The organism is Bradyrhizobium sp. 41S5 (assembly GCF_011516665.3).
Classification (GTDB): Bacteria; Pseudomonadota; Alphaproteobacteria; order Rhizobiales; family Xanthobacteraceae; genus Bradyrhizobium; species Bradyrhizobium quebecense.
In genome coordinates, this window is sequence record NZ_CP083721.1 from 6,810,330 (window position 1) to 6,832,990 (window position 22,661).

Sequence of the window (22,661 nt, forward strand, 5' to 3'; positions counted from 1 at the left end):
GCCTCAGAGCCCTCTTTCACCAAGCAGATAGTGCGAGCTGTCGCCAACAACCTCGTTGGGTTCGAGCCGGTAAAGCGTGCGCAGATGAACTTCGTCCGGACCGTCGTAGATGCGCATGACGCGAGCGGCGGTATAGGCCGCCGAAATAGGCGTGTCGTCAGAAGCACCCATTGCCCCAAAGACCTGCACCGCGCGGTCCGCGATCGCGCTGTAGGTGCGCGCAACAGCGACTTTGATCATCGATATCTCGCGACGCGCAGCGCCTGCATCGCCCTCATCGAGCAGCCACGCCGTTTTGTAGACCAGCAGCTTGGCCTGCTCGAGTTCGATGCGCGACACGGCGATCATGTCCTGGATATTGGCGAATTCGCCGATCGGCCGCCCGAATGCCCGCCGGTTCGCCGCCCGTCCCCGCATCAACTGGATCAGCACATCGCAACTGCCGAGGCTACGCATGCAATGGTGCACACGAGCAACCCCGAGCCGGGCCTGCCCTATGGCAAAGCCGGCTCCCTCCTCACCCAACAGATTCGACCGCGGCACACGTACGTTACGCAGCACCAATTCGGCAGCAAATTCCCTATCTCTGCCAAATGCTGGCACCGGCCGAACGATTTCGAGACCCGGCGTTCCAATCGGCACAATGACGATAGAATGCCTCGCACCGCTGCCGCCTTCCGGATCGGTGACGCCGACGACCAGCAGCATCTTGCAATCGGGATGGCTCGCTCCAGAGATGTACCATTTGCGACCGTCGATCACGTAATCCCCCCCCTCCTTTCGGATGGACGTACGGATATTGCGCGCATCGGACGAAGCAACGTCCGGCTCGGTCATGCCGAAAGCCGTCCAGACCTTGCCTTCGAGCAAGGGAGCAAGCCACTGCCGCTTCTGGTCAGCACTGCCGAACTTCTCCAATATCTCCATGTTCGGCACATTCGGTGCATTGCAATTGAACACGATTGACGCCCAGGGCAGTCGCCCCATGATTGCAGCCAGCGGTGCGAATTCGAGATTGGTCAGCCGCGTGCCCGGCTGGTCATCCTTCAGGTCCGGAAGCCCGAGATTCCACAAGCCCCGCCGACGCGCCTCCACCTTCAACACTTCCAGAAACGGCGGCGCAGTGCCATGCACTGACACATGGGCATGCCAGTCGCGATTGCGCGGCAAGATCTCCGCACGGAAGAATTGATCGAGGCCTTCTTGCAGAGCGAGCGATTTGTCAGAGAAACGGAAATTCATTCTGCCTCGTCCATTCCTATTTCTTGTTTGATGTGCGCAATTCCATGCGTGCGGATCGCCGGCCCAGAGGGGCACCAGCCTCTCCTCGTCACACGCAAACTGCCGTGACATCCGGCAGTCAAATGCTCGAAGAGAGCCTCCAACGGCTCGAAGGCGTCGCTATTAATCTCGGCCAGCACCGCTTGTAAGAGCATCTCGGGTTCAAGTAGCTCTTCCTGCCCCCAAGCTGCGGATAAGGGCCTGAAAACCAAGGCAAGCACCGCTACGGGAGCCTCGATGATCGCCCCTGGATGGCCATTTTCATCAGACAGGAGATGATCCACTTGATCGATGAGCCTGCGCTTCATCACCGCAGCAGCCACCTTCTCGCGCGACCCGAAATGGACGTGAGAGGGGATAGATCTTCGTGATCAATCGATCTGACGTCGCGCAGAAGCCCGGCGCGCTCCGCGCCCTTGGCGAAAAATAGACGCTCCGCGACGCTCAGCATTTTCCATTCGTCTCCGCGGCGTTGATGAGCAATTCATCAGACCTCCAGTTGATACCTGATCTAATATCAAATATTAAAGCTCGGCGCAACAGGTTCGTCAGCCTGGCTTCCCTCATCCGAAATTCTGTCTTCACTCGGCCATCGACGATTGGATGTAATCGCTCCGACGAGATGGAAGTTTTTGCGCGGGTCTTCGAACTCGGGGGGGGGGCCGCAGCGGCGTGTGCACTTCGCACTCTTTCGGCAATCAGTAAGCTTGTCCGCCGTCTCGAAACCAGACTCGGCGCGCGACTCGTCAATCGCTCCACGAGGGCTCTTGAGTTCACACCAGAAGGGCGATTGTTTTACGAGCGGAGCGTAAGGCTGCTTGCCGATATGGACGAGGTTAAGCGGACTGTCGAGGAGGCTGAGGTTCCGAAAGGAAAGGTCAGAGCAAGTACCAACATCCCGGTGGGGCGGCAGTTGCTGTTGCCGATCGTCTCCGCTTTCCAGGAGGCCTGGCGCGTCGTCGAGACCCCGGGCCACGCACGAGATCGGCGGCGAATTCGCCTTCGATTGCCTCACGGGCTCCATCCACGGCTCCTTGCGACAGCGATGCCGTCCAGTTCAGTTGGGAAGGAAACGACGAAATGGAGCCAGCCGGCGGTGATGGCTGGGCCGAACTGCAGGATAACCGATCGCTCGAAGGTGAAATCTGCCTCGTCAACGGCGACGACATCCCATTCATCGCACGTCGTTCCGACATTTCTTCAACAGCCTGCTAGAGCGTTTTCGAGCGAAGTGGGCACCGGTTCGCGGTGAAGAAAACGCGTCAAAACAAGAATCTAGAGCTTCGGTTCTGATTCAATCAGAACCGAAAATGCTCTAGATGCGCCTGTTCTCTACTCGGAAGCGTTTTCATACCTTCCAGCGCTGCCGCATTCGTTCTGAAAGCAGACCGCATCAAAAACCCAGAGCGCGTTCCGATGGGAACGCGCTCGAGCCTTATCAATGACGTTGAGAACACCGCAGCAGTCACTGTTCGACGTGGCTCGACAACAACGACCTGCTGAAACAGGCCACGGTCAGAGTGCGATCAGTAGCACCGGCTATAGATTCGGCCGTAGACGTCAACCGCCTGAACGCAAGTGGGTGGCACAGCTACGACGGCCGCACCCGCGGCTACACCCACAGCTGCTCCGGCGACGACGGCTCGGCGCGTCGTTCGCCGTGCGACGCCGGCGTAACTCAAGGGTGTAAGCGGAGCTCCGATAAATGCCTCAGCCGATGTCATGAGGGTACCGGCGCGCGTGAACGACGCCTGTTCGCTGACCGACAGACACAGGATGGCCACGCTCGTCCCGAGGGCGATTTTTAGCGGTTTGCTTTTCAATCCAATCATTCTTTCTCTCCGCTGGGGCTGGTTCCTGGGGGAATCTCATCGATATTGACGAGCTCCTGAAGCTCGCGCTTCTTCATGTCTGGGCTGGGCTTGAAAGCGAATGCATCGGCACCGGTGTCGGGGCTCGTTTTCCAGCTACTAATTCGGAGCGTATACTGCGGCGCACCTGTCACCGTTTTGGTGGTGATGATGTATTTGCGCGGTATCGGAGCCGCGCCGGATTCTATCCAGATCTGCCAGTCGGCATCTCGCGTGCGGAACGCCAAGTGTTCACACTCATGGCCATCGATGACACCCCTGCCGATATGCTTGGCGTCATAGACTCCATCCATCAACGCTGCATAGGAATTGGCGAGAAGAAGATCGGCACCCGGTGCCTCGATGCCGGACTTGTCACGAATGCGGTCGACGAGTTGATCAACCGTACCGGTAGCTGGCATCTGCCCGTAGACTTTGTGGGCATGATCGGAAACGGTGAAATTGGTGCCATCGTACACGAGCTCAACGTCGGCGTAGCCACCGGTCCGCGTCACGCGGAGCTTGTCGGGCCGGTGGACGGCGAGTTGCCCGGAACTGGCAAACTGGATCTTCTGCATGTCCGGGGTCATGATCTCGATATCGGAGTCATACGATATCGAAACATTCTTTTGGCCCGCGATGTAGTCCGACATTGCGTGCAGAATGGACGCAGCATCGTCCGCGTGGGCGGCACCGGCTCCGATGCATGTCGCAGATAAGCCCGACGCAATCAGGAGTGCGGCAACAGAGCGGATCGAACGGTGCGCCGCATTCAAGGGCGTTATGGATTGGCTTTTCAAGAGATTATTCCTGTTACTTGTCATTTAGCTGATCCGGTAAGTTAGAATGACGGGGGACCAGCATTCATTTGGCAGTGCGGACCTTTTCAGCCTTCAAGAGAGCATCGATGGCCTTAATGATCGTCGTGCCTTGATTGGCTTTGCAGTAGACGATCAACTCGTGAATGCCTTCTCGAACTCTAGGCAAGTTAATGGAAGACTTCTTTCCGAGGCCATTGTACCAACCACTGTACCAAACGCCGAGAAAGTTCGCGTCTTCCTGATACGTTCCAGCAAGTTGCGCGCAAGTCAGCTTCTGCACGTTGATGTAGCCATTCGCATCGGCATAGGCCTTCAGTTCCGTTTGGGCTTGAGCCGAGCCCAGCGGCGCGGCGCACGCAACAGAAAGAAGAATAGCAAGTTGCTTCATCATTGACTCTTCCTTTCGTGATTCAGCAGGGCATTATCTGCGGAGCTGGTGAAGTTCGTTCTGGACCGGAAGCGGCGAACGCCTCGATCTCCGCTTCCAACCGACGAGTACTCGACGTGGTCAAACGACCACTCAATTCAAATACTCGACCTTTAGACGATTGATCTTTCCATTGAACGCAAATGGCTTGCGGTCGAAGTATGCGAACGAGACCGGCGAATAGCTGTCTCGGCCGACGTCAAAAGCGTCGTTGGCGGTAAACCCGAGCGGTGTTGAGCGAGGGACACGACCCTTGGTGACCTCGTTGCCGTCCACGCGGATGACGATGTCGAGAGGAGCGGCGCGTACCCTGCTGGTCGCGCGTGTTTCGACTTCAATCTTGACCTTTCCGGTCGAGAGCGGAGTGGTCGATTCCAGCCTCGTTCGTTCAATCTCGAACAGATTGTACTCAAAGCTGAGCTTGCCGTTCTCTACCCACAGCGAAAGACCTCCTGAGATGGCGCCCAGCGCGTAAAGCACTCCCTTCGAGTCCGGCTGCAGTTCTGCGTCGATGGTAACGAGGTTGCTTCGTGCTCCGAGTTTCGGCGCGGTGAACTCCGGAACGGCAACAACGTCCTGCGTGAACTCGAACTCTTTGGCCGGATTGGATGGCGCGTCTTCCGGATGAAAGACGACGGACCACAAGCCGCCGCCGACAGGATATACCTTGTTCGCTTTCGCGCTCAGATCGAACGCTTTCTTCAGCTCCTCGACCTTTTTGGGATGAGCAGACGCGACGTCCTTCGCCTGTGAGAAGTCCCTTCTGAGATCGTAGAGTTCCCACACGTCGTTTTTTGGCGACCATTTCGTGATCGATGGATCGACGCCTGCTTGCCAAGGTGCTCTCGGTCCAAACACTGAAGCAATCCACTGGTCTTTATAGATCGCGCGGCTGCCCATAACCTCGAAGTACTGCTCCTTCTTGTGTCCAGGCACGGTTGCCGACCCGAAGGAATAGGCCATGCTGGTGCCATCGAGCGGATCCTGTGTGACGCCGTCGACAAGCTTTGGCGGTTTGATATGCAAGATGTCGTAGATCGTCGGCACGATATCGTTGACATGATGAAATTGCGGATGTGGCGTCTTGTCCGGCTTGATCTTGCTTGGCCAAGAAACCACGAGCGGCGTGCGCGTCCCGCCGAAATGCGCCGCGATCAGCTTTGTGGACTGATAAGGAGTAGAGCCCGCCCACGCCCAACCGGCATGGTACATGTTGTCAACCTTGGGCGATCCGAGCACGTTCAGGCCGCCGAGCTCATTCAAAGTACGCATGTGATCCTTGATCTCGGAGGGAATACCATTCTGCGCCAAGAGTTCGCTGATGGTGCCGTTCTGACCTTCTGCGCTCGAGCCGTTGTCACCCCAGATGTAGAAGATGAGTGTATTGTCCCGAATGCCGAGCTCGTCGAGGGTATCGATCAGCCGGCCGGCCTGAGCATCCGCATGTTCCGTGTATCCGGAAAACACTTCCATGAGCCGACGCTGGAACGGCTTTTCGTCCTCAGGAATATCGGCCCATGCTGTTAGCGTTTTCGGTCGCGGCGTCAGCTCGGTGTCTTTCGGTATCCATCCGAGTTCTTTCTGACGGGCGAAGACGCGCTCGCGCATGACATCCCAGCCCTCGTCGAACTTACCTTTATATTTGTCCGCCCATTCCTTGAAAATGTGATGCGGACCATGCGAGGCGCCAGGGGCCCAATACATGAAGAAGGGGCGATCCGGTGTCAGCGCATGGACCTGCTTCATCCATGAGACCGCCTTGTCGGTCATGTCCTCGGTGAAGTGATATTCTTTCTTGCCCTCGGAAGGGTTTACGCGAACCGTGTTTTCGACGACCGCAGGCTCCCATTGCGAGGATTCCCCGGCAAGGAAACCATAGAAGTAGTCGAAACCGATCCCTTGGCCCGCCGGCCAATTCGTATAGGGACCGACGGCTGTGGTCTCGTTGGCCGGCGTGTTGTGCCATTTCCCGAAGGCACTCGTCGCATAGCCATAATAGCCAAGCACCTTCGCCGCGGTCGCGGATGTGCGCGGTATCCGGCCGGAGTAGCCATCCCAATCGTTTGCCAGTTCTGCGATCTGGCCAAATCCCACACGGTGATGATTGCGTCCAGTCAGCAATGCTGCTCGCGTAGGGGAGCACATCGCGGCATTGTGGAAGCGATTGTACGATACGCCTTCTTCAGCAACACGGCTCAACGTGCGTGTTTTGATCACGCCGCCAAAGGTATCTGGGAGCGCCGGACCAACGTCGTCGAGCATGATGACGACGATGTTCGGCGCATTGGCTGGAAGATGCGATTGCGCCGACAATGGGCTGTAGGTTGACTCCGCGATCGTCGGACCAGCCTTGCTCCCTGAAGGCGTTGGCGGGAACGGTAGCGATTCCTGGGCGACCGCAGGCGATCCCAACAACAGGAGAGTCGTGCTTACCCCCAACCAGCGTGCTCTGAGATGACTAGTAAGAGGTTTCTTCATTCGATATCCCCGTTTCGAACAACGCATCTGAACCCGACATGACTTGTCGAAGTATCGATCGCTTCCGGATGGCGAGCTGCGGGCCGATAGCGGCGGCAATAATTCGGAGCGCACAAATGCGAGCCGCCTTTGAGGACCTTGCGCGGTATTCTTATCTTGGGGAGACATGGATCGCAGCTGGCAGATTCGAGCCCGCCGCGAGGATTCCTGGGTACACAGCAGGCTTTCGTCGCCTCTGGTCCGTGCTGCGAGGAGAACCAATCGGACGTCCATTCCCAGACATTTCCGATCATGTCGTAGAGACCGTATCCGTTCGGCGGAAAGGCCTTCACAGGTGAAGTGCGGGAGTATCCGTCTTCGTTATGGTTGACCATCGGAAACGATCCTTGCCAAGTATTGGCCATATGTCGGCCGGCAGGGGTTAATTCCGATCCCCACGCGAATTCGGCCTGTTCGAGGCCTCCCCTGGCGGCGAACTCCCACTCGGCTTCCGTAGGAAGATCCTTGCCTTTCCATCGTGCATACGCCAACGCGTCGTGGTGGGTGACGTGGACGACGGGATGATCATCTCGTCCTTCGATGCTGCTAACTGGACCATAGGGATGACGCCAGTTGGCCCCCTCGATAAACGACCACCATTGTGACCAGTCATGAAGATCGACACGCCCAGCCGGCCCTCGAAAAGCCAGCGACCCCGCATACAGCATCTCCGGCAGTATGCCGGGATAGTCTCGTGGATCGGGCACGGATTCGGCAACCGTGCGATATCCGGTGGCGGCCACGAATTCGGCAAACTGAGTATTGGTGACGGGGGTCTCGTCAATGAAAAACCCATCGACACTGACACGGTGAGCCGGTCTCTCTTCGGGATAGTGCCGATCCGAACCCATCCAGAACGTTCCGGAACTCACGAAGATCATGCCGTCTCGCACACGCTCCGATCGCAAATCCGTCTGAGCCGTTTCGGCGTGCATAGCCGACCTTCTCCTCAACCAGTCACGACCGCGAGCGTGCTCACGATCAGCGCGACGGGAATACACGACGCGCAGAACGAGATTGTCCCACCGGAACAATCTGCAAAATAATTTGTGCTACTTGAGCAATCCGCGACGGAAAGCCCTGTCCTTGCCGCCGCAGAGTTAACGGAGTGACAAGACCATGAATACAAAGTCATCGATCTACGTTGTTGCCGCTACCTTGGCGACGCTCGGCAGTGCAAGCGCACAGACTCCCCCCAGCGCAACGACTCCAGTCGGCGTCTTGAATTTCGTCCGCGCCGAATCCGATTTCTATATGGGGAAGATGGTGAAGGATGGCAGCCTCGGCCGGTTCGTCCATAGCCGCGAACCCGCTTCGATCGACAAGCAAAACGTCATTCGCATGAATCGTGACACGCTCTATTCGGAGGCGGTGTTCGATCTCGACGCTGGCCCGGTCACGATCACACTCCTCGATGCGGGCAAGCGCTTCATGTCGATGCAGGTGGTCGACGAGGACCACTATGTGCCATCGGTCTTTTACGGCGCCGGCACTCATATCCTGACGAAAGAGAATGTCGGCACGCGCTACGTGTTTGTCGCCGTGCGCACGCTGGTTGACCCTGCCGATCCGAAGGACATAGAACAGGTCCACTCACTTCAGGACGCGATCAAAGTCAGCCAGAAGGGCGCCGGAAAATTCGAGGTGCCGAACTGGGATCAGGCGAGCCAGAAGAAGGTGCGTGACGCCCTGCTCGTGCTCGGCGCGACGATCCCCGATTACAACAAGGCCTTCGGCTCGAAGGACGACGTCGATCCGATCCAGCACCTGATCGGGACCGCGACCGGTTGGGGCGGAAATCCCGCCAAGGATGCGACCTACCTCAGCGGCACGGTGCCGAAGAACGACGGAGCAACAGTCTACAAGCTCAATGTCGGAGACGTTCCGGTCGACAGCTTCTGGTCGGTCAGCGTGTACAACTCGCAAGGCTACTTCGAGAAGAATCCTTACAACGCCTATTCGCTGAATAATCTGACGGCAAAGAAAGGCGCTGACGGCACCATCGCCATCCAATTCGGCGGCTGTGATGGCAAGATCGCCAATTGCCTGCCGACCATGCCCGGCTGGAACTATACGGTGAGACTCTATCAGCCACGCGCCGAGATCCTCAACGGCAAGTGGAGCTTCCCGAAGCCACAGCCCTTGTCATAAGGCAGGCGCAAAATGCACGGGCGGGTCAGATTTCGTCCCGCCCGAGCAGCGCATCGCTACCATTCGACAATGGCGGCACACGCAGCCGAGCAGCGCTGCCATCAAAGATTGACCCTATCGGTAGCGAATTTCGGCCCAAGCGTCGCGCGCGAGCCTGCCGTCGGAGCTGGAAGCAAAGAGAGCCTTAGCCGCTTCGCCTGATGCGCACTTCCAAATTCTGTATCGGCGGCGATTCAGAAATCAGCAGTCGGAAAACTGCGGGCCTGCCATGTTCGGATGATCGACGACAACGCTATGAGAAGCTGGAGCTCGCCATAATACTAGTGCCGGAAGCCGATTCGGACTGAACACCTGCGAGGTTCAGTTCAGACACGGACGATGATGCACGGCACGGGGAATATGGAAGTTCGATCACGCACGACGAAAGCACAGTTCGCACTGTTTCTGAGCCTGACGATCAACATTACCGGACAATCATTCCTTCTCGTCGCGCTGCCTCCGCTGGGCCGCCGTCTCGGCTTTTCGGACATCCAGACCGGCGCAATCCTCAGCATCTCCGCGCTGCTGCTCATGGCGTCAGCGCCGCTTTGGGATATCTCAGCGAACGAATAGGACGCAGACCAATCCTGCTGATGGCGGTCGCTGGAGCCGCCATTGCGGCTGCCGCGTTCGGCACGATTGTACATCTTCGTTTGGCCGGCACCTTGAGCGCTGTCTTGACGCTGGTCTGTTCATCTCCGTCAGGGCTGCGCAGTCAATTGCTTCCAGCGGCCTCTTGCCTGCGGCGCAGGCTTATATGGCTGACATCACCACGCCTGCGCAGCGGGCTGGTGGAATGGGCGTTCTCGGAGCGGCTATTGGCTTAGGCGCCATCCTTGGCGCCGCGCTCGCATGGCAGATCGCCCCTACCGATCCTGCCTGGGCTTTCGCCATTGTCGCCGCCCTCGCCGTCACTGCCCTCGCAAACCTCCTTTTATTTGCCAAGGAGCCCGTCCGTGGTGCACGCAACATGTCAGTCGACGCTCGCCTGCCGCTCGCCAGGATATGGCCGCTTCTCATGATCACCGTCGTGTCAATCTCCGCCTACAGCATCCTACAGCAGGTGACGGCGCTGCGCCTACAAGATGCGCTGGGATTCACAGTGGAGGAATCGATCTCGCGTGCCGGAGCGGCGCTCATGGCGACCGCAATTGCGATGATAGCCGTCCAGGCATGCGCGATTCGCCTATTTCGATGGGAACCAGCTCGGTTGTTGGGTGTGGGAGCCGTGCTAGCCGTAGTGTCCATGCTGATTTGCAGCATGGTGAACAGCTACGTTGAGATTTTCGGCACGCTTGTCGTGCTTGGTATCGGTCTCGGCCTCATGCTTCCCGGCAATCTCGCTTCGCTGAGTTTGCGGACAGGGGCTGACGCTCAGGGCAAGGCAGCCGGCATCAACGTCGTCGCACAGGGGTTGGGACAAGCGATCGGCCCCCTCGCCGGAGCCGCCCTTCATCGCATCTCGCCACAAGCCCCCTTCGTGGCGGCGACAATACTGCTCACGATCGCCTGCGCAGTTGCTATCTACACCTGGAGATCGACCAAGCAGATGAAGGGGCTCCTTGAGCCGCGGGGCATTTAAAAAACTATCGAAAGCCCCGCGCGTTCTGACTCCGGCGTGTAGATCCGTGCTGCGCGACGCGTCTAGCCGGCAGAAACCGTTTCATCTGACTGAGAAACGCGATTGTTGGCGCTTCTTTGTCGTCCCTTCACGCGCTCACGGAGCCACTGGAATGTCACATAGAGTGCAGGGACGGCGAAAATGCCGACCATCGAGGCAGCCAGCATGCCACCAAATACAGGCGTCGAGACATGACGTCGTGCCAGCATCGCCGTACCGGTGCCAGAAACGAGCGGGACGAGTCCGAGGATGAAAGCGAAAGATGTCATCATCACCGGACGGAAGCGCAGACGCGCGCCTTCGATCGTCGCTTCGAGTAGATCCATGCCCTGCTCGCGCCGCTCCTTGGCGAATTCCACGATCAGGATTCCGTTCTTTGCCGCAAGGCCGATCAGCACGATGAGTCCGATCTGGGCATAGAGGTCGAGCGTCAGACGCCCAGCCACGATGGCGAGGAAGGCCCCGAGAATACCGATCGTGACCGAGAGCAGAACCGGAACGGGAATGGTCCAGCTCTCGTAGAGTGCGACCAGGAACAGGAAGGCGAATAGCAACGCGAACGCAAGGATCATTCCGGTCTGCCCGCTGGCCCGCTTCTCCTGGAACGATATGTCGGTCCATGCGCCACCGTAGCCGGCCGGCAGCGCGCGGGCCGCAACTTCCTCCATGGCGGCGAGCGCCTGACCGGAAGACACGCCCGGCGCGGGGCTGCCCTGTGCGGTGGCGGCGAGCTTGTTGTCGTAGCGGATTAATGCCTGTGGTCCGAGCACCACGCGCGTCTCGACAAGACTGCGCAGCGGGATCATGTCGCCCGTACGACTGCGGACATTGATGCGCTCGATGTCGCTGATTGCCGTGCGGTCGGCGGCCTCTGCCTGGACCTGAACCTGCCAGGTGCGACCGAACAGGTTCATGTCGTTGACATAGCCGCCACCGAGTGACGTCTGCAACGCTTGGAAGATCACCGAGATGTCGACGCCGAGGATCTCGGCCTTATCGCGGTCGATGTCGAGGTAGATCGACGGGTTCGACGCCGAGAAGGAGGAGAACACTCTGCTCAGGCGTGGATCCTGGTTGGCGGCAACGAGAAGGCCCCGTAGCGCCTGCGCCAATGCTTCCGGATCATTGTTGGAAAGCGCCCGCAGCACATAGGTGAAGCCACCGCCGTTGCCGAGGCCGATGATGGGCGGCGGCGCCAGAGGCCTGGCGATGCCGCCACGGATAGCGGCGAGCTTCGGCCCCAGTCGCGCCATGACGGCCTCCGCCGATTGCCCCGCATTCTTACGTGCCTCGAAAGGCTTCAGCGTGACGATCAAGAAGGCGGCGTTGGGCTGCGAATAGCCATCGCTGAAATTGAAGCCGATGATCGAGGACACATCGGAAATCGAGGGCTCCGACTTCAGCACCGCCTCGGCCTGAGACACAACCGTGCTGGTCCGACCGACAGAGGCACCATCAGGCGTCTGCACGAGTACGAAGAAGGCACCTTGATCATCCTCTGGCAGGAAGCCGGTCGGAGTAATCCCATTCAGCAGATAGATGCCGATGCCTGACGCGGCGACCATGACAAGGCCGATGATGGAGAGCCGCATCAATCTTGCGACGACGGAGCCGTAGGCGTCACGCACGCGGTCAATCCCGCGCATCACCACGCCGATCGGGCCTTTTCGGGGGCCATGATGCGGCTTCAGGAGGATCGCACAGAGTGCCGGTGACAGCGTCAGCGCGTTGATGGCCGAGAGCAGCATCGAGACGGCGACGGTGACGGCGAATTGGCGGAACAACTCGCCGGTGATGCCGGATATGAAAGCGACCGGCACGAAGACGGAGAGCAGCACCAGCGTGATGCCGATGATCGGCGCGGTGATCTCGCCCATTGCCGCCTTGGTCGCCTGTGCCGGGGACAGATGTGGCTCGGCCTCCATCTTCGCCTCCACCGCCTCGACGACGACGATGGCGTCGTCCACCACGATGCCGATGGCAAGGACGAGGGCGAGCAGCGAGACGGTGTTGGCCGAATAGCCGATGGCGTTAAGCACGATGAAAGTGCCGATCAGGCTGACCGGCACCGCAATGGTCGGAATCAGCGTGGCGCGGACGCTGCCGAGGAAAAGGAAGACCACGAGCACGACGAGGATGAAGGCCTCGAAGAGCGTGCGTGCGACAACCTCGATCGTCGCCGTGACAAATTGGGTCGGGTCGTAGGTCACGCTCCATTCGAGATCGTCGGGAAACTGCTTCTGCGCCTCGGCGAGCTTTGCCTTCACAGCGGCGAGCGTCGTCAGGGCATTGGCGCCCGGCGACTGGTAGATGCCGATCAGCGCCGCTGGCTGGCCGTCGAGGCGGGTCTCAACGTCGAGATTGGCCGCACCCAGTTCCACGCGGGCAACGTCGGACAGGCGCAGAACCGAACCGTCCGGATTGGTACGGACGATGATTTTCTCGAATTCGTCGACCGAGGCCAGCCGCCCCTTGGTCTGGATGTTGAGTTGGAGTTGTTGGTCGTCCGAGATCGGGCGGGCACCGATGCGCCCGACCGCGGCCTGCACGTTCTGGCTCTGGATCGCTTGAACGACATCCGCGGTCGTCAGCCCGAGGCCGGTCAGGCGATCTGACTGCACCCAAGCGCGCATGGCATAGTCCTGCGGCCCGAACAGCGTGGCCTCGCCGACACCCGGTGTGGAGCGGATGTCGTCGATGAGGTTGATGGTGGCGTAATTGGAGATGAACAGCTCGTCGTGGCCGCCCTTGGGCGATGTCAGCGCGATGACGCCGAGCAGCGCCGAGGACTGCTTCTTGACGGTGACGCCATGCTGTTTGACGTCCGGCGGAAGCTTGGAAAGCGCAACCTGGACGCGGTTGTTCACGTTGACGGCGTTGATGTCGGGGTCGGTTCCGAGCTCGAATGATACGGTGAGCGTGTAGCTGCCGTCATTGCCGCTGACGCTCTTCATGTACATCGACTTATCGACGCCGACGATCTGGCTTTCGAGCGGCTGGGCGACTGTCGCTTCGACCACCGCGGCCGAGGCCCCGGGATAGAATGTGGTTACAGACACCTGAGGCGGCACGATATCGGGATATTGCGCGATCGGAATGACGCGAAGCGATACCAATCCAGCGATCACAGTCACCAGCGCGATGACGATGGCAAGGCGCGGCCGGTCAACGAAGAGCGAGGAGATCATCGGTTCAGCCCGCCTTTGCCGGCGTGGCTGCCGGATAGGCCGAGACCGTCGCGCCGGGGCGCAGCGCCGCCATCCCCTCGACAATCACTTGGTCGTCGGCCGAAAGGCCGGACTCGACGATCGCGCTGGTGCCGCTCTGGCCGGCGACCTTCAGGCGACGAACAGATGCCTTGTCGCCATCGACCACGAACACATAAATGCCCTGCTGGTCGGCAATCAGCGCCGATTTCGGCACGAGTATCTTCTCGACCGGCTGTTCGATCGCCAACGACACCTTGACGAGTTGGCCGTCGATCAGGCGGCCGTCCGGGTTCGGCACCACGGCGCGCACGGTGACGCTATCGGTAGCGCGGTTGACCGAGACGTCGACGAAATCGATCTTGCCGGGATGATCATAGGACGAGCCATCGGAGAACTGGATCGCTGCCGTAAGCAAGTCACGGACGGCACCGCGATCTGAACTCTTGAGCGAAAGAAATTCGCGCTGGCTCACCGGGATTGTCACATACATCGGATCCCGGCTGACGATCGTTGTCAGCACGCCGTGATCTGGGCCGACGACATTGCCCTTGGTCACTACAGTGCGACCGATCAGGCCGGAAATCGGTGACTTGATCTCAGTATAGTCGAGTTCAATCCCCGAGTTCTGAACATTCGCCTCTGCAATTTGTACATTGCCCTGCGCAGTGAGTTGTTCCGCAAGCCGCTGGTCGCGCACCGCGGCGCTTACTGCCTGCGTTTTCATAAGTTCAGTCGCGCGGGCGAGTTGCTCGTCGGCAAAGGCCGACTGACCACGCGCCTGGTCGAGCGCGCCCTTCGCACGCGACAGCGCGGACTCGAAGGGCGCCTTCTCGATCCGATAGAGAAGATCGCCCTCTTTGACCACTTGGCCGTCTTTGAACAGCACCTCTTCCAGAAATCCGGTGACGCGGGCACGGATATCGACGTGTTCGCGAGCCTCGACGCGGCCGACGAATGACTTGGCCGGGTTGATCGGCTGCAATGCCATCTTAACGGTGCCAACGCGGATCGGCGGCACGTCTTGCGCTTGTGCGGACGGAATCGCGACGGCGAATAGGAGCACGGGCGCGAGAACAGTGGCGATAAAGTGCCTCGTGACGAACAACATTATCAATCTTTCCCTAGGATTGCTGCGGCGGCGATGACGGAGCAGGCCGCGCCGGAATCGCGCTTCATCAGAACGGGTTTACATAGTTGGTGATTGCGATCTGGCGCAGTATCACCTTGCGGATCAGGTTCGCGGGTTTGACGTAATCGGTGAAGATCGCCGCGTCACCGGTACTGCCGGCCGGTAGTGATCTGGCAAAGGCGTCGTCGTCGAGCCGTACGCCCACGACGAAGGGCGCCGATGCGACTGCTTTGGGCGCGACGGCAAGCCCGGAGGCCTGGACCTGGCCTGTCGCGATCGCCTGCAGGATGCTCTCGACCTTGCCAGTTTGCACCGTGCCTGGCCTCATCTTGAAGGTGAGTTCAACGTCCTGGCCTGGCGCGAGATAGCGCGCGCTGATCTGGTCGATCTCCACGCCGATGATCGTCTCCGAAGTGTCGATAAAGGCCATCACCGGCGCCAGCGGCAGATTGGCAACGCGGAGCCCTTTGCGCAGCGCGACATTGGTGACGTAGCCGTCGGCTGGCGCGCGAACCACGGTCTTGTCCAGATTCCACCGGGCGCCGTCGAGCTGGGCTTTCAGTTGCTCGACATCGAAACTGCGGCCGGCTCCACTGCTCTGGAGCTGCATTGTCTGATCGAAGCGCAATTGCTGAAACTTGAGCTGTGCCTCGATCGCCTTGACCTGCGCTTCGAACGGCACAGGATCGATTTTGAACAGCACATCGCCGGCCTTGAGTGGCTGGTTGGCTTGGACGTCAACCTCGATGACCTCGCCCGCAACATCCGGCACGATGGCCACCGAATGTCGGGCGACCAGCGCGGGCCCTTGCGGTGCGCCCCAGTTCATCGGCACGAACAGGCCGATCAGCAAGAGCACGAAGACAATGGCCGGTGAGGTCTTCCAGAACCGGTTGAAAGGAACGATCTTGAGCTTCACCAGAATAAAGAGCAGGGCGAGATAGACGTTGAGGCGAACCATGATCATGGCGCGGCAGCCCCTTTGCCCGGGGCCGAGTGCGGATTCGCCGGCCAATCCACATCCGCCCAAACCAGAACGACGGGCCAAAGCACGAAGCCGAGAAACAGCGTCACCCAACCACCCACGGTAATAGCATCGACCCAGGGATGGTTGCGCTTGCGGGCAATCATGCCCGGCAGCATGGCGAGGAAGATCACGACCGCGAGCGTGCTCACGACCAACACGACGAGTACGATCCAGGAGAAGATATCGAGAACGGACATGGCTGATCTCACCTCACCGACAGGGCTCTGGGAAACGTTTGGTTACCGCTCCGATTGCAAAGATGCCGCCTCCGCTGCGAGGGAATGGTCATTTATGGTGACTCTCTGGCCCTTGCCGTAGGCTGAGCGGAGCCCGCCCCCCACCAGCCGTGACCTGCGAGAACATCGCATCCGTCACGAATCCCCAGCGCCCGAGCCGCATTTCGGCAGCTCCCATCATGGCGCCGTTCATATTCTTAAGGATGTCGCCAAAGCTGAGGTCGATATCGGTCGCGGGCAGAGGCGGCAACGTGGAGCTTCGCCCGTTAAGCGCGGAAGCCCATAAATAGCCGGTGACGGCGAAGCTCGGACCGCTCGACTCAATTGTGGGCTTGGGCGAAGGCAGAGGCACGAGACCGGCGGCCAAGAGCGGAACGGAAGTCAGCAGGATTGTTGCGGCGGCGATGACGAATCTCAAAGGACAACTCCGACAATTTGGCGCGCCGTGGATTTGACGTTGGGTAGCAACAGCGGTCATTTTGATGTCACACAGGCGCGGGTAGCAACCTGAATAGCTCAAGGGTGAGTGCGTTCAGCTTGTTGCTGACAAGCCGTCGAAGCCGCAGGCTTGAGGCGGCCTCGTTCCAAAGGTCAGGACGACGTACCGACGATCGACGGATTTGGCACTCCTGTATGTAGATTGTCGAACCATGGCCGTTGCTTCTCTGAAATACCTTTGTTTTGACAGCAGAGAATACAGGACATGCAGAACGCGATTGTCCCGCTGGAGCAATCTGTAAGGTAATTTGTGCTACGTGCTCTTTCATGAGCACAACATTGATCAAGAGAGACGCGGCTGAGTCCATTCTGCGGCAGAACGGATGGTTGTCCTATCAACCTGAGGCCTTCCGGAGCGAGGTCCTGCGGCGATCTGTCCTGCTGTGTTTCTCACCCGGAGAGGTAATTTATCGTATCGGCGACGACTTGGGGGGCATCTACGGTCTCGTGAGCGGCACGGTGATGGTCAACACCGCTCCGCCGGATCATGCCCCGCAGTTGATTAACATTGGCGCTCTTGGCGCCTGGACCGGAGAAGATTGCTTTCTGACCCGCCAGCCGCGGCGGATCGAACTGCGCGCGCTGGTGGAAACCTGGTTGATGCATCTGCCCTTGGAGCAGATGGACCAGATGGCCAGCGCCGATCCGATGGTCGCTCACAACTTCGGGCAGATCATCATGAGCAGTGTCGACGCTCTCATCAGGGTTATCCATGATCTGCAGAAGGTCGATTCCGATCGCAGGATCGCGTCTGTCCTGCAGCGCGCGACGTCGATCGGAGAACGTCCTCTCCCGCTGACCCAGACCGAGATCGGCACGATGGCCCGCGCTTCACGCAGGCAGGTCAATGCTGCATTAAAGCGATTTGCGGAGAAGGGATGGCTGAAAACCAGCTATCGGTCGATCACGATCCAGAATGCCGAAAAGCTACGCCTCTTCGCAACGGAAGACGACAATTGAAGTAAACATGGAAAGGGCGATAGTTTCCATGCAGGTGAAAAACTGCAGCACACGCAGAGTGGGATTGCTCCGTTGGTACAATCTTCAAAACTATGTGCTACGCGCTCCATATGAGCGAGAGATTGATCAAGAGAGATGTAGCTGAATCCATCCTGCGGCAGAACGGATGGCTGTCGCGTCAACCTGAGGCGTTCCGGAGCGAGGTCCTACGGCGCTCCATCCTGCTGCATTTCCCGCCCGAGGAGGTGATCTATCACTTCGGCGACGACCTGGGAGGCATCTATGGTCTCGTGAGCGGCGTGGTGGCAGTGAACACCGCTCCGCAAACCGAGGCGCCTCGGCTGATCCACATGGGCGTGCCTGGCGCCTGGACCGGAGAAGATAGCTATCTGATCCGCCAAGCGCGGCGGCTCGAACTGCGTGCACTGGAGGAGACCTGGTTGATGCATCTGCCTCTGGACCAGATGGACCAGATGACCAGCGCCGATCCATCGGTTATTCGCAATTTCTGCGAAAATCTGATGCACGGCGTCGATGTCCTCATCAGAATCATCCACGATCTGCAGACGCCTGATCCCGATCGCAGGATAGCCTCCGTCCTGCAACGCATGACATGGAGTAGCGAACGGGTCCTCGCGACGCAGACAGAGATCGGCACCATGGCCAGCGTTTCACGCAGACAAGTCAATGCTGCATTGAAGCGATTTGCGGAGAACGGTTGGGTGAATACCAGCTATGGGTCGATCACCGTCCTGAATGCCGAAAAGCTGCGACGCTTCGCCGCGGAAGATCATTGAGCAAAAGGCCAAAATGCGTCGCGTTTTCTAAATTTGATAATTTGAGACATTTGGCGGGCGGGAGCGGCCGATGAAGGTCGACCTACTCTCCTGATCCGGGCGGTTATCGCACTCCGATCTGGGAAGCGCTGTGGACGGGCCGTAAGGAGCCTGTCTGGCAGTCTTCGAGTAGGCCTTCGAACGAGGTCCGTGCCCATAAAGAGCACACGGCACAAATTATCTTGCAGATTGTTCATACGGGACAATCTCATTCTGCACACGCTGTATTCTCCGTCCCAGAACGAAGTTATCGTCCTCGTCACGGTGGTCGTGAGCATGCCATTTGGTATCTGCTCAAGACATTTCGGAGTCGATTAAGTGACAGAGCATAGTTTCTGGCGTTTCGCATGCGAATATATTTGCTCGCTCAGCGAACGCCCAACCGATCAGCTTGAAGCAATCCTCGATGAAAATGTCGATTGGGCCATTTATGGACCGATCGATATCTTTGCATTTTTTGGAGCGCGGCGCGGCAAACTCGCTGTCATCGATACCGTCCGGCAATTCAGCAACACTGTTCGCATTCATAATCTTCGATCGGGAGACGGTCAGGCAGGCCCACAATTCCGCACCATCCTTATGCGGTATTCCCTGACACCGGCCAATTCCAGCAGGCCCATCAGCGTACGTATGGCGCAACTCACTTATTTCAGATCCGGACGCCTGACAAACCTCCTTGCCGTCATCGACACGTTCGGCCTCGTCGAACAGTCGCTTGGGCGGAAACTTCACCTGCCGAAGATCGCATAGTCGGGCAGAATATCCGATCGGCAAAGGAGATTGAATTTGAATAGAATCGTATCTTTTCCAATTTTGGCTTGTATGACAATTGTTGTGGCAGGGGCCGCTGTGGCGCAAACGGTTCAGAATTCGCATTCTGCGGAGCCCACTGATCCACATTTCAATCTTCTGCCTGGCTATTTGAAGCAAAGCGACCTGCCCGATAGCTTGAAGCTTCTTTCGCCTCCGCCCGCGCAAGAGTCGGCAGCACTCGCACGGGACGAAGAAGCGAGACAGGAAACCGTGCACTTGAGAGGATCGGCTCGTTGGGAATTAGCTGTCCGTGATGCCAAACTGAATTTCCCGCGACCGGCTGAAACCTTCTCATGTGCCATGGGCATCGCGATCGATGAGCAGAACACGCCCCATCTCTACACGCTGATGCAGAAGATGCTTACAGACGTCGGCCTGTCCACCTACGGCGTCAAAAACAAATTTCATCGCACCCGCCCCTTCGTCGAGCACGCCGAAGGCACTTGTACGCCCGGCGATGAGGAAATTCTCCGCACCGATGGGTCATATCCTTCAGGTCATTCCGCAGTCGGATGGGGTTGGGCTCTCGCCTTGGCCGAGATCAATCCGGAACGCTCGGATGAAATCTTTGCTCGCGGCTTGGCATTTGGACAAAGCCGGGTTATCTGCAACGCGCATTGGCAAAGCGACGTCGAAACAGGCCGGATCATGGCTGCTGCTACCGTCTCTCGACTACATGCCGACACTGGCTTTCTCACAGATCTCCAGGCCGCGCGCGAAGAAGCGTCGCAGGCGCGCGAGGCCAACCTTAAGCCTCGAAACGATTGCGCCGCTGAAGCGGCTTCCTTGTCTGTGCGATGAGACGGTTCACTTTAAGTGGGACGAATTCCGGTTCGTAGAAAGTGAAGCTAGTGAGAAGCGCTTGTCGCGCGCGGCCTAACATCCTGACGCCGTCTGCGAGGAGCCTGATGCTAGGCGGCCTGGCATCATTGTTTTTCTGCGGCGCTGCGTTAAGTGAGGACGGCTCCGACGATGGGAGCGACAAGCCGAAGGCGGCGCCGCGATTCCCGACCACCTACGTGGATTTGAGGACTATCTATAGTACACTGCCTGCCAACTCGATTTCCGTCGGCTTCGGTAGTTCACTTCCACTCGCGACGATCCGCCAGACCGTCACATCTCCTTCGCTGCAAGGCGCCGGGGTCGACGTTCCTGTCACGATCGATTTGAGCGATCGGATCTCGGTCTATGGCGGAATCAGCACCGCCGCTACCCAGGCAGGCACCGACTCGTGGACGGCAGTCTCGATGAATAGCTGGAATATCGGAATCCAGGCCGACATCTACAGGCAAGAGGGCGGCGTGATTCCAACGATCACGGTGCAGGAGACCATCACGCGCTCGACCCCGGACGCTCCTCTGGCAACAACGTCCCTCAACAGCCTCATCGAGGCGAACTACGCATTGAACGAGGACGAGACGCGGGGAGTGCTGGCCGGCTTCCAGTACACGAAGGTCGCAGTCGATACGCCACTGGCGAGCGTCAATCCCAACCTCGTCGGATACATCGGCGGCTACTACCAGTGGGACAACAACTGGAAGCTGACCGGCCGCGCCGGCGTTCAGTCCTTCGGGGGCGCCAGGCTTCTCAACCTGGATCCGCTGCCATCATTCACGGAGCCGATACTTCTGCTCGACCTTGACCGGCTGGATGACAACGACAATCGTCTATTCGGCGTCTCGCTACAGATCGCGTGGCTGCCGAAACCGTCTTACCAATTGACCCTAAGAACACCTTTGTACCTCGTAAGAAACTAGATCGAGGGGAGATCAGCTCCCTAGAGTCTGCGCATTCCACGCATGGTGATCAGGTGTTCCAGGCGATGGTGATCACGGATTCCAGTGATCGTGATCAGGTGCGGAGGCGAACGCGGCTGACGGGCTTATGTGTGCTGGAAATGGTCTCCTGGTCAAAGGCCTGGCGGGTTGGTTCGGAGATCGTTCCGGCGGTCCATGGGAGGCCCCCGTGCGCGGCGCGGAGTGTACCCCCCACGAGCGACGTAGCGACGCGCGCGGGAGGGGGCCTGTGAGCCGGCGGAGCGATCGTGCGCGAGGTGCTCACGGTTTTAAAAAATTCACTGATCTGCGCAGCGAGATGGAATATCTTGCCGAGGCAATTGACGACGCCCATGAGGTGTTCTGGGGCTGGGTTCAGCAGCAAGAAGATGCTGCACAAGATGCTCGCGGCCGATGACGGCAAACGGAGCAATACAAAAATTCTAAGCGTGTTAGGACCCGCACCTATGAAGGACGCTCATATTTTGAGATTGATTCCGCGCATTTGCCCATCTCGTGCAGCCACACCACTAAGTCAGTGAACAACACCTCAGCATCGCCGATGGTAAGGCGATCGATCCTCTTCAGCGTCTGATTGGGTTGATTAGGGTCGAGAACGGGCGTCTCGGGGCCGGTTGCTGTCAACATGAATGTCTTTCCCTCAGGGATTTCCCCCTTCAGCACGTATTCGTCCATATGCTGAATCGCATCGCGAATGTCCCGAATACGGTTAGCGATAGCATCCTTCGTGAAGTGCGGTGTATCGGGAAACATGTTCCTTAGGCTCGCAGGAACTTCCCGATTGTTACGGATTCGTTTCATGCACAATACGGCTCGATGCATTGAGTTGATACAATCCTCAAAATAGATCGCTGAAAGATTGTGAGAGCCGATTGCTAGCGAGTCATGATTATTCCAGACGGCCTGGACCAATCGTTGGGCATTTTTGTAGTGAACATAAGCGCCTTCGACGAGACGAACATAAGTCGTGATGATTGCATGAATCTTGTATTCGTCGGGTCGGTTACCCAAGAGAATAATGTTCGGCCAATGGCTGGGAAACCGTTCGGGTACTGAGTTTAGCTCGGGGATGGCAATTTCTACGATCATCGCGGCTTCGTTCTCCACGCCTTACCAACAAGTTCTAAGTTCAACTTCGGGCCTTGTACTCGCATTTCATGTTGCGTCTATGTCGCGTGGAGCCATGCGGGCCGCATCGTGGCCTCCGGCGGTGTTCGCAGATGTGTACCGAAGTGGCGCGCCCGAAGAGATTCGAACTCCTGCCCCCCAGATTTGTAGTCTGTACGTTCGGAGCCGCGATCACGATTGTGGCGATCATCTCATTGTATTTGCATCCCCCGTCCGATTTCTACGCCACAGCTATCCAAATCCCCCACGCACATGGATCGCCCTTTCCCGCCTCACACGCGTCGGTTTCCATGTCGAAAATCCGATTTGGCTAGAGGCATGG

23 protein-coding genes and 1 pseudogene are annotated in these 22,661 nt (G+C 58.5%); 11 read left to right on the top strand and 13 right to left on the bottom strand.

Features of this window, described 5'->3' with window-relative positions; translation table 11 throughout:
* Positions 1-3 precede the first annotated feature (3 nt).
* Positions 4-1,242: an acyl-CoA dehydrogenase family protein gene (locus HAP47_RS32700; RefSeq protein ID WP_176396274.1), complete on the bottom strand. Its 1,239-nt coding sequence runs from the start codon at positions 1,240-1,242 to the stop codon at positions 4-6.
* Complete coding sequence (locus HAP47_RS32705; protein WP_173641032.1) at positions 1,239-1,589, bottom strand: hypothetical protein; 351 nt, start codon at positions 1,587-1,589, stop codon at positions 1,239-1,241. The genes HAP47_RS32700 and HAP47_RS32705 overlap by 4 nt, the downstream gene beginning before the upstream one ends.
* A 314-nt stretch (positions 1,590-1,903) precedes the next feature.
* Between HAP47_RS32705 and HAP47_RS32710 the strand changes: the two are divergent.
* Together HAP47_RS32710 and HAP47_RS41385 are read left to right on the top strand one after the other, a co-directional pair.
* A pseudogene (locus tag HAP47_RS32710) lies at positions 1,904-2,011 on the top strand (LysR family transcriptional regulator); the annotation flags it as partial.
* Between the two features lie 350 nt (positions 2,012-2,361).
* Positions 2,362-2,496, top strand: coding sequence for a hypothetical protein (locus tag HAP47_RS41385; RefSeq protein WP_256459761.1), 135 nt, complete (start codon positions 2,362-2,364; stop codon positions 2,494-2,496).
* Between the two features lie 311 nt (positions 2,497-2,807).
* On the opposite strand, the gene HAP47_RS32715 is transcribed toward HAP47_RS41385, so the two are convergent.
* The 5 genes from HAP47_RS32715 to HAP47_RS32735 all read right to left on the bottom strand — a co-directional run bounded on the left by HAP47_RS32715 (position 2,808) and on the right by HAP47_RS32735 (position 7,777).
* Complete coding sequence (locus HAP47_RS32715) at positions 2,808-3,113, bottom strand: hypothetical protein (protein ID WP_371821693.1); 306 nt, start codon at positions 3,111-3,113, stop codon at positions 2,808-2,810.
* A complete protein-coding gene (locus HAP47_RS32720; RefSeq protein WP_231168520.1) occupies positions 3,110-3,931 on the bottom strand; it encodes a DUF2092 domain-containing protein in 822 nt (273 codons plus the stop codon). The genes HAP47_RS32715 and HAP47_RS32720 overlap by 4 nt, the downstream gene beginning before the upstream one ends.
* Positions 3,932-3,995: 64 nt before the next feature.
* Complete coding sequence (locus HAP47_RS32725; protein WP_371821694.1) at positions 3,996-4,343, bottom strand: HdeA/HdeB family chaperone; 348 nt, start codon at positions 4,341-4,343, stop codon at positions 3,996-3,998.
* A gap of 129 nt (positions 4,344-4,472) precedes the next feature.
* Entirely contained in the window at positions 4,473-6,857 is a 2,385-nt protein-coding gene (locus HAP47_RS32730; RefSeq protein WP_173641030.1) for an arylsulfatase, read from the bottom strand.
* Positions 6,854-7,777 carry a formylglycine-generating enzyme family protein gene (locus tag HAP47_RS32735; protein WP_173643006.1) on the bottom strand — a complete coding sequence of 308 codons (924 nt, stop codon included), beginning with the start codon at positions 7,775-7,777 and terminating at the stop codon, positions 6,854-6,856. The genes HAP47_RS32730 and HAP47_RS32735 overlap by 4 nt, the downstream gene beginning before the upstream one ends.
* Before the next feature lie 238 nt (positions 7,778-8,015).
* Here HAP47_RS32735 and HAP47_RS32740 point away from each other — a divergent pair, with 238 nt between their 5' ends.
* The 3 genes from HAP47_RS32740 to HAP47_RS32750 all read left to right on the top strand — a co-directional run bounded on the left by HAP47_RS32740 (position 8,016) and on the right by HAP47_RS32750 (position 10,668).
* Positions 8,016-9,047, top strand: coding sequence for a DUF1254 domain-containing protein (locus tag HAP47_RS32740; protein ID WP_173641029.1), 1,032 nt, complete (start codon positions 8,016-8,018; stop codon positions 9,045-9,047).
* Between the two features lie 378 nt (positions 9,048-9,425).
* Positions 9,426-9,659, top strand: coding sequence for a hypothetical protein (locus HAP47_RS32745; protein ID WP_173641028.1), 234 nt, complete (start codon positions 9,426-9,428; stop codon positions 9,657-9,659).
* A 163-nt stretch (positions 9,660-9,822) separates the two neighbouring features.
* On the top strand, positions 9,823-10,668 hold the full coding sequence (locus HAP47_RS32750) for an MFS transporter (RefSeq protein ID WP_231168524.1): 846 nt from the start codon (positions 9,823-9,825) through the stop codon (positions 10,666-10,668).
* A 62-nt stretch (positions 10,669-10,730) separates the two neighbouring features.
* Here HAP47_RS32750 and HAP47_RS32755 read toward each other — a convergent pair whose 3' ends face one another.
* The 5 genes from HAP47_RS32755 to HAP47_RS32775 form a co-directional block, all read right to left on the bottom strand.
* Positions 10,731-13,895 carry an efflux RND transporter permease subunit gene (locus HAP47_RS32755; protein ID WP_173641027.1) on the bottom strand — a complete coding sequence of 1,055 codons (3,165 nt, stop codon included), beginning with the start codon at positions 13,893-13,895 and terminating at the stop codon, positions 10,731-10,733.
* A gap of 4 nt (positions 13,896-13,899) precedes the next feature.
* Positions 13,900-15,024, bottom strand: a complete 1,125-nt coding sequence (locus HAP47_RS32760) for an efflux RND transporter periplasmic adaptor subunit (protein ID WP_173641026.1) — start codon at positions 15,022-15,024, stop codon at positions 13,900-13,902.
* Positions 15,025-15,091: 67 nt separating this feature from the next.
* Positions 15,092-16,012, bottom strand: coding sequence for an HlyD family secretion protein (locus HAP47_RS32765; protein ID WP_173643004.1), 921 nt, complete (start codon positions 16,010-16,012; stop codon positions 15,092-15,094).
* Positions 16,009-16,269, bottom strand: a complete 261-nt coding sequence (locus HAP47_RS32770; RefSeq protein ID WP_173641025.1) for a DUF3302 domain-containing protein — start codon at positions 16,267-16,269, stop codon at positions 16,009-16,011. The genes HAP47_RS32765 and HAP47_RS32770 overlap by 4 nt, the downstream gene beginning before the upstream one ends.
* An 88-nt stretch (positions 16,270-16,357) precedes the next feature.
* Positions 16,358-16,726, bottom strand: a complete 369-nt coding sequence (locus HAP47_RS32775; RefSeq protein ID WP_173641024.1) for a hypothetical protein — start codon at positions 16,724-16,726, stop codon at positions 16,358-16,360.
* Positions 16,727-17,073: 347 nt separating this feature from the next.
* Between HAP47_RS32775 and HAP47_RS32780 the strand changes: the two genes are divergently transcribed.
* From HAP47_RS32780 to HAP47_RS32805, 6 genes are all read left to right on the top strand, one after another.
* On the top strand, positions 17,074-17,766 hold the full coding sequence (locus HAP47_RS32780; RefSeq protein ID WP_176396273.1) for a Crp/Fnr family transcriptional regulator: 693 nt from the start codon (positions 17,074-17,076) through the stop codon (positions 17,764-17,766).
* 122 nt (positions 17,767-17,888) lie between these two features.
* Positions 17,889-18,563: a Crp/Fnr family transcriptional regulator gene (locus HAP47_RS32785; RefSeq protein ID WP_231168525.1), complete on the top strand. Its 675-nt coding sequence runs from the start codon at positions 17,889-17,891 to the stop codon at positions 18,561-18,563.
* A gap of 357 nt (positions 18,564-18,920) precedes the next feature.
* Positions 18,921-19,352, top strand: a complete 432-nt coding sequence (locus HAP47_RS32790; protein WP_173641022.1) for a ketosteroid isomerase — start codon at positions 18,921-18,923, stop codon at positions 19,350-19,352.
* Between the two features lie 36 nt (positions 19,353-19,388).
* Entirely contained in the window at positions 19,389-20,216 is an 828-nt protein-coding gene (locus tag HAP47_RS32795; RefSeq protein WP_231168527.1) for an acid phosphatase, read from the top strand.
* Positions 20,217-20,323: 107 nt separating this feature from the next.
* Entirely contained in the window at positions 20,324-21,172 is an 849-nt protein-coding gene (locus HAP47_RS32800) for a hypothetical protein (protein ID WP_173641021.1), read from the top strand.
* Between the two features lie 268 nt (positions 21,173-21,440).
* Positions 21,441-21,608 (top strand): hypothetical protein, encoded by a 168-nt coding sequence (locus tag HAP47_RS32805; protein ID WP_173641020.1) that lies wholly within the window; start codon positions 21,441-21,443, stop codon positions 21,606-21,608.
* A gap of 47 nt (positions 21,609-21,655) precedes the next feature.
* On the opposite strand, the gene HAP47_RS32810 is transcribed toward HAP47_RS32805, so the two are convergent.
* Positions 21,656-22,318, bottom strand: coding sequence for a hypothetical protein (locus HAP47_RS32810; RefSeq protein WP_173641019.1), 663 nt, complete (start codon positions 22,316-22,318; stop codon positions 21,656-21,658).
* Between the last annotated feature and the right edge of the window lie 343 nt (positions 22,319-22,661).

What these genes read in the sequence shown, in the direction of transcription:
- HAP47_RS32745 (WP_173641028.1), top strand. Translation starts at nt 9,426, where the DNA reads ATGATGCACGGCACGGGGAATATGGAAGTTCGATCACGCACGACGAAA.
- HAP47_RS32760 (WP_173641026.1), bottom strand. Translation starts at nt 15,024, where the DNA reads ATGTTGTTCGTCACGAGGCACTTTATCGCCACTGTTCTCGCGCCCGTG.
- HAP47_RS32725 (WP_371821694.1), bottom strand. Translation starts at nt 4,343, where the DNA reads ATGATGAAGCAACTTGCTATTCTTCTTTCTGTTGCGTGCGCCGCGCCG.
- HAP47_RS32780 (WP_176396273.1), top strand. Translation starts at nt 17,074, where the DNA reads ATGAGCACAACATTGATCAAGAGAGACGCGGCTGAGTCCATTCTGCGG.
- HAP47_RS41385 (WP_256459761.1), top strand. Translation starts at nt 2,362, where the DNA reads ATGGAGCCAGCCGGCGGTGATGGCTGGGCCGAACTGCAGGATAACCGA.
- HAP47_RS32715 (WP_371821693.1), bottom strand. Translation starts at nt 3,113, where the DNA reads ATGATTGGATTGAAAAGCAAACCGCTAAAAATCGCCCTCGGGACGAGC.
- HAP47_RS32730 (WP_173641030.1), bottom strand. Translation starts at nt 6,857, where the DNA reads ATGAAGAAACCTCTTACTAGTCATCTCAGAGCACGCTGGTTGGGGGTA.
- HAP47_RS32755 (WP_173641027.1), bottom strand. Translation starts at nt 13,895, where the DNA reads ATGATCTCCTCGCTCTTCGTTGACCGGCCGCGCCTTGCCATCGTCATC.
- HAP47_RS32800 (WP_173641021.1), top strand. Translation starts at nt 20,324, where the DNA reads ATGCTAGGCGGCCTGGCATCATTGTTTTTCTGCGGCGCTGCGTTAAGT.
- HAP47_RS32770 (WP_173641025.1), bottom strand. Translation starts at nt 16,269, where the DNA reads ATGTCCGTTCTCGATATCTTCTCCTGGATCGTACTCGTCGTGTTGGTC.
- HAP47_RS32705 (WP_173641032.1), bottom strand. Translation starts at nt 1,589, where the DNA reads ATGAAGCGCAGGCTCATCGATCAAGTGGATCATCTCCTGTCTGATGAA.
- HAP47_RS32700 (WP_176396274.1), bottom strand. Translation starts at nt 1,242, where the DNA reads ATGAATTTCCGTTTCTCTGACAAATCGCTCGCTCTGCAAGAAGGCCTC.
- HAP47_RS32735 (WP_173643006.1), bottom strand. Translation starts at nt 7,777, where the DNA reads ATGATCTTCGTGAGTTCCGGAACGTTCTGGATGGGTTCGGATCGGCAC.
- HAP47_RS32765 (WP_173643004.1), bottom strand. Translation starts at nt 16,012, where the DNA reads ATGATCATGGTTCGCCTCAACGTCTATCTCGCCCTGCTCTTTATTCTG.
- HAP47_RS32740 (WP_173641029.1), top strand. Translation starts at nt 8,016, where the DNA reads ATGAATACAAAGTCATCGATCTACGTTGTTGCCGCTACCTTGGCGACG.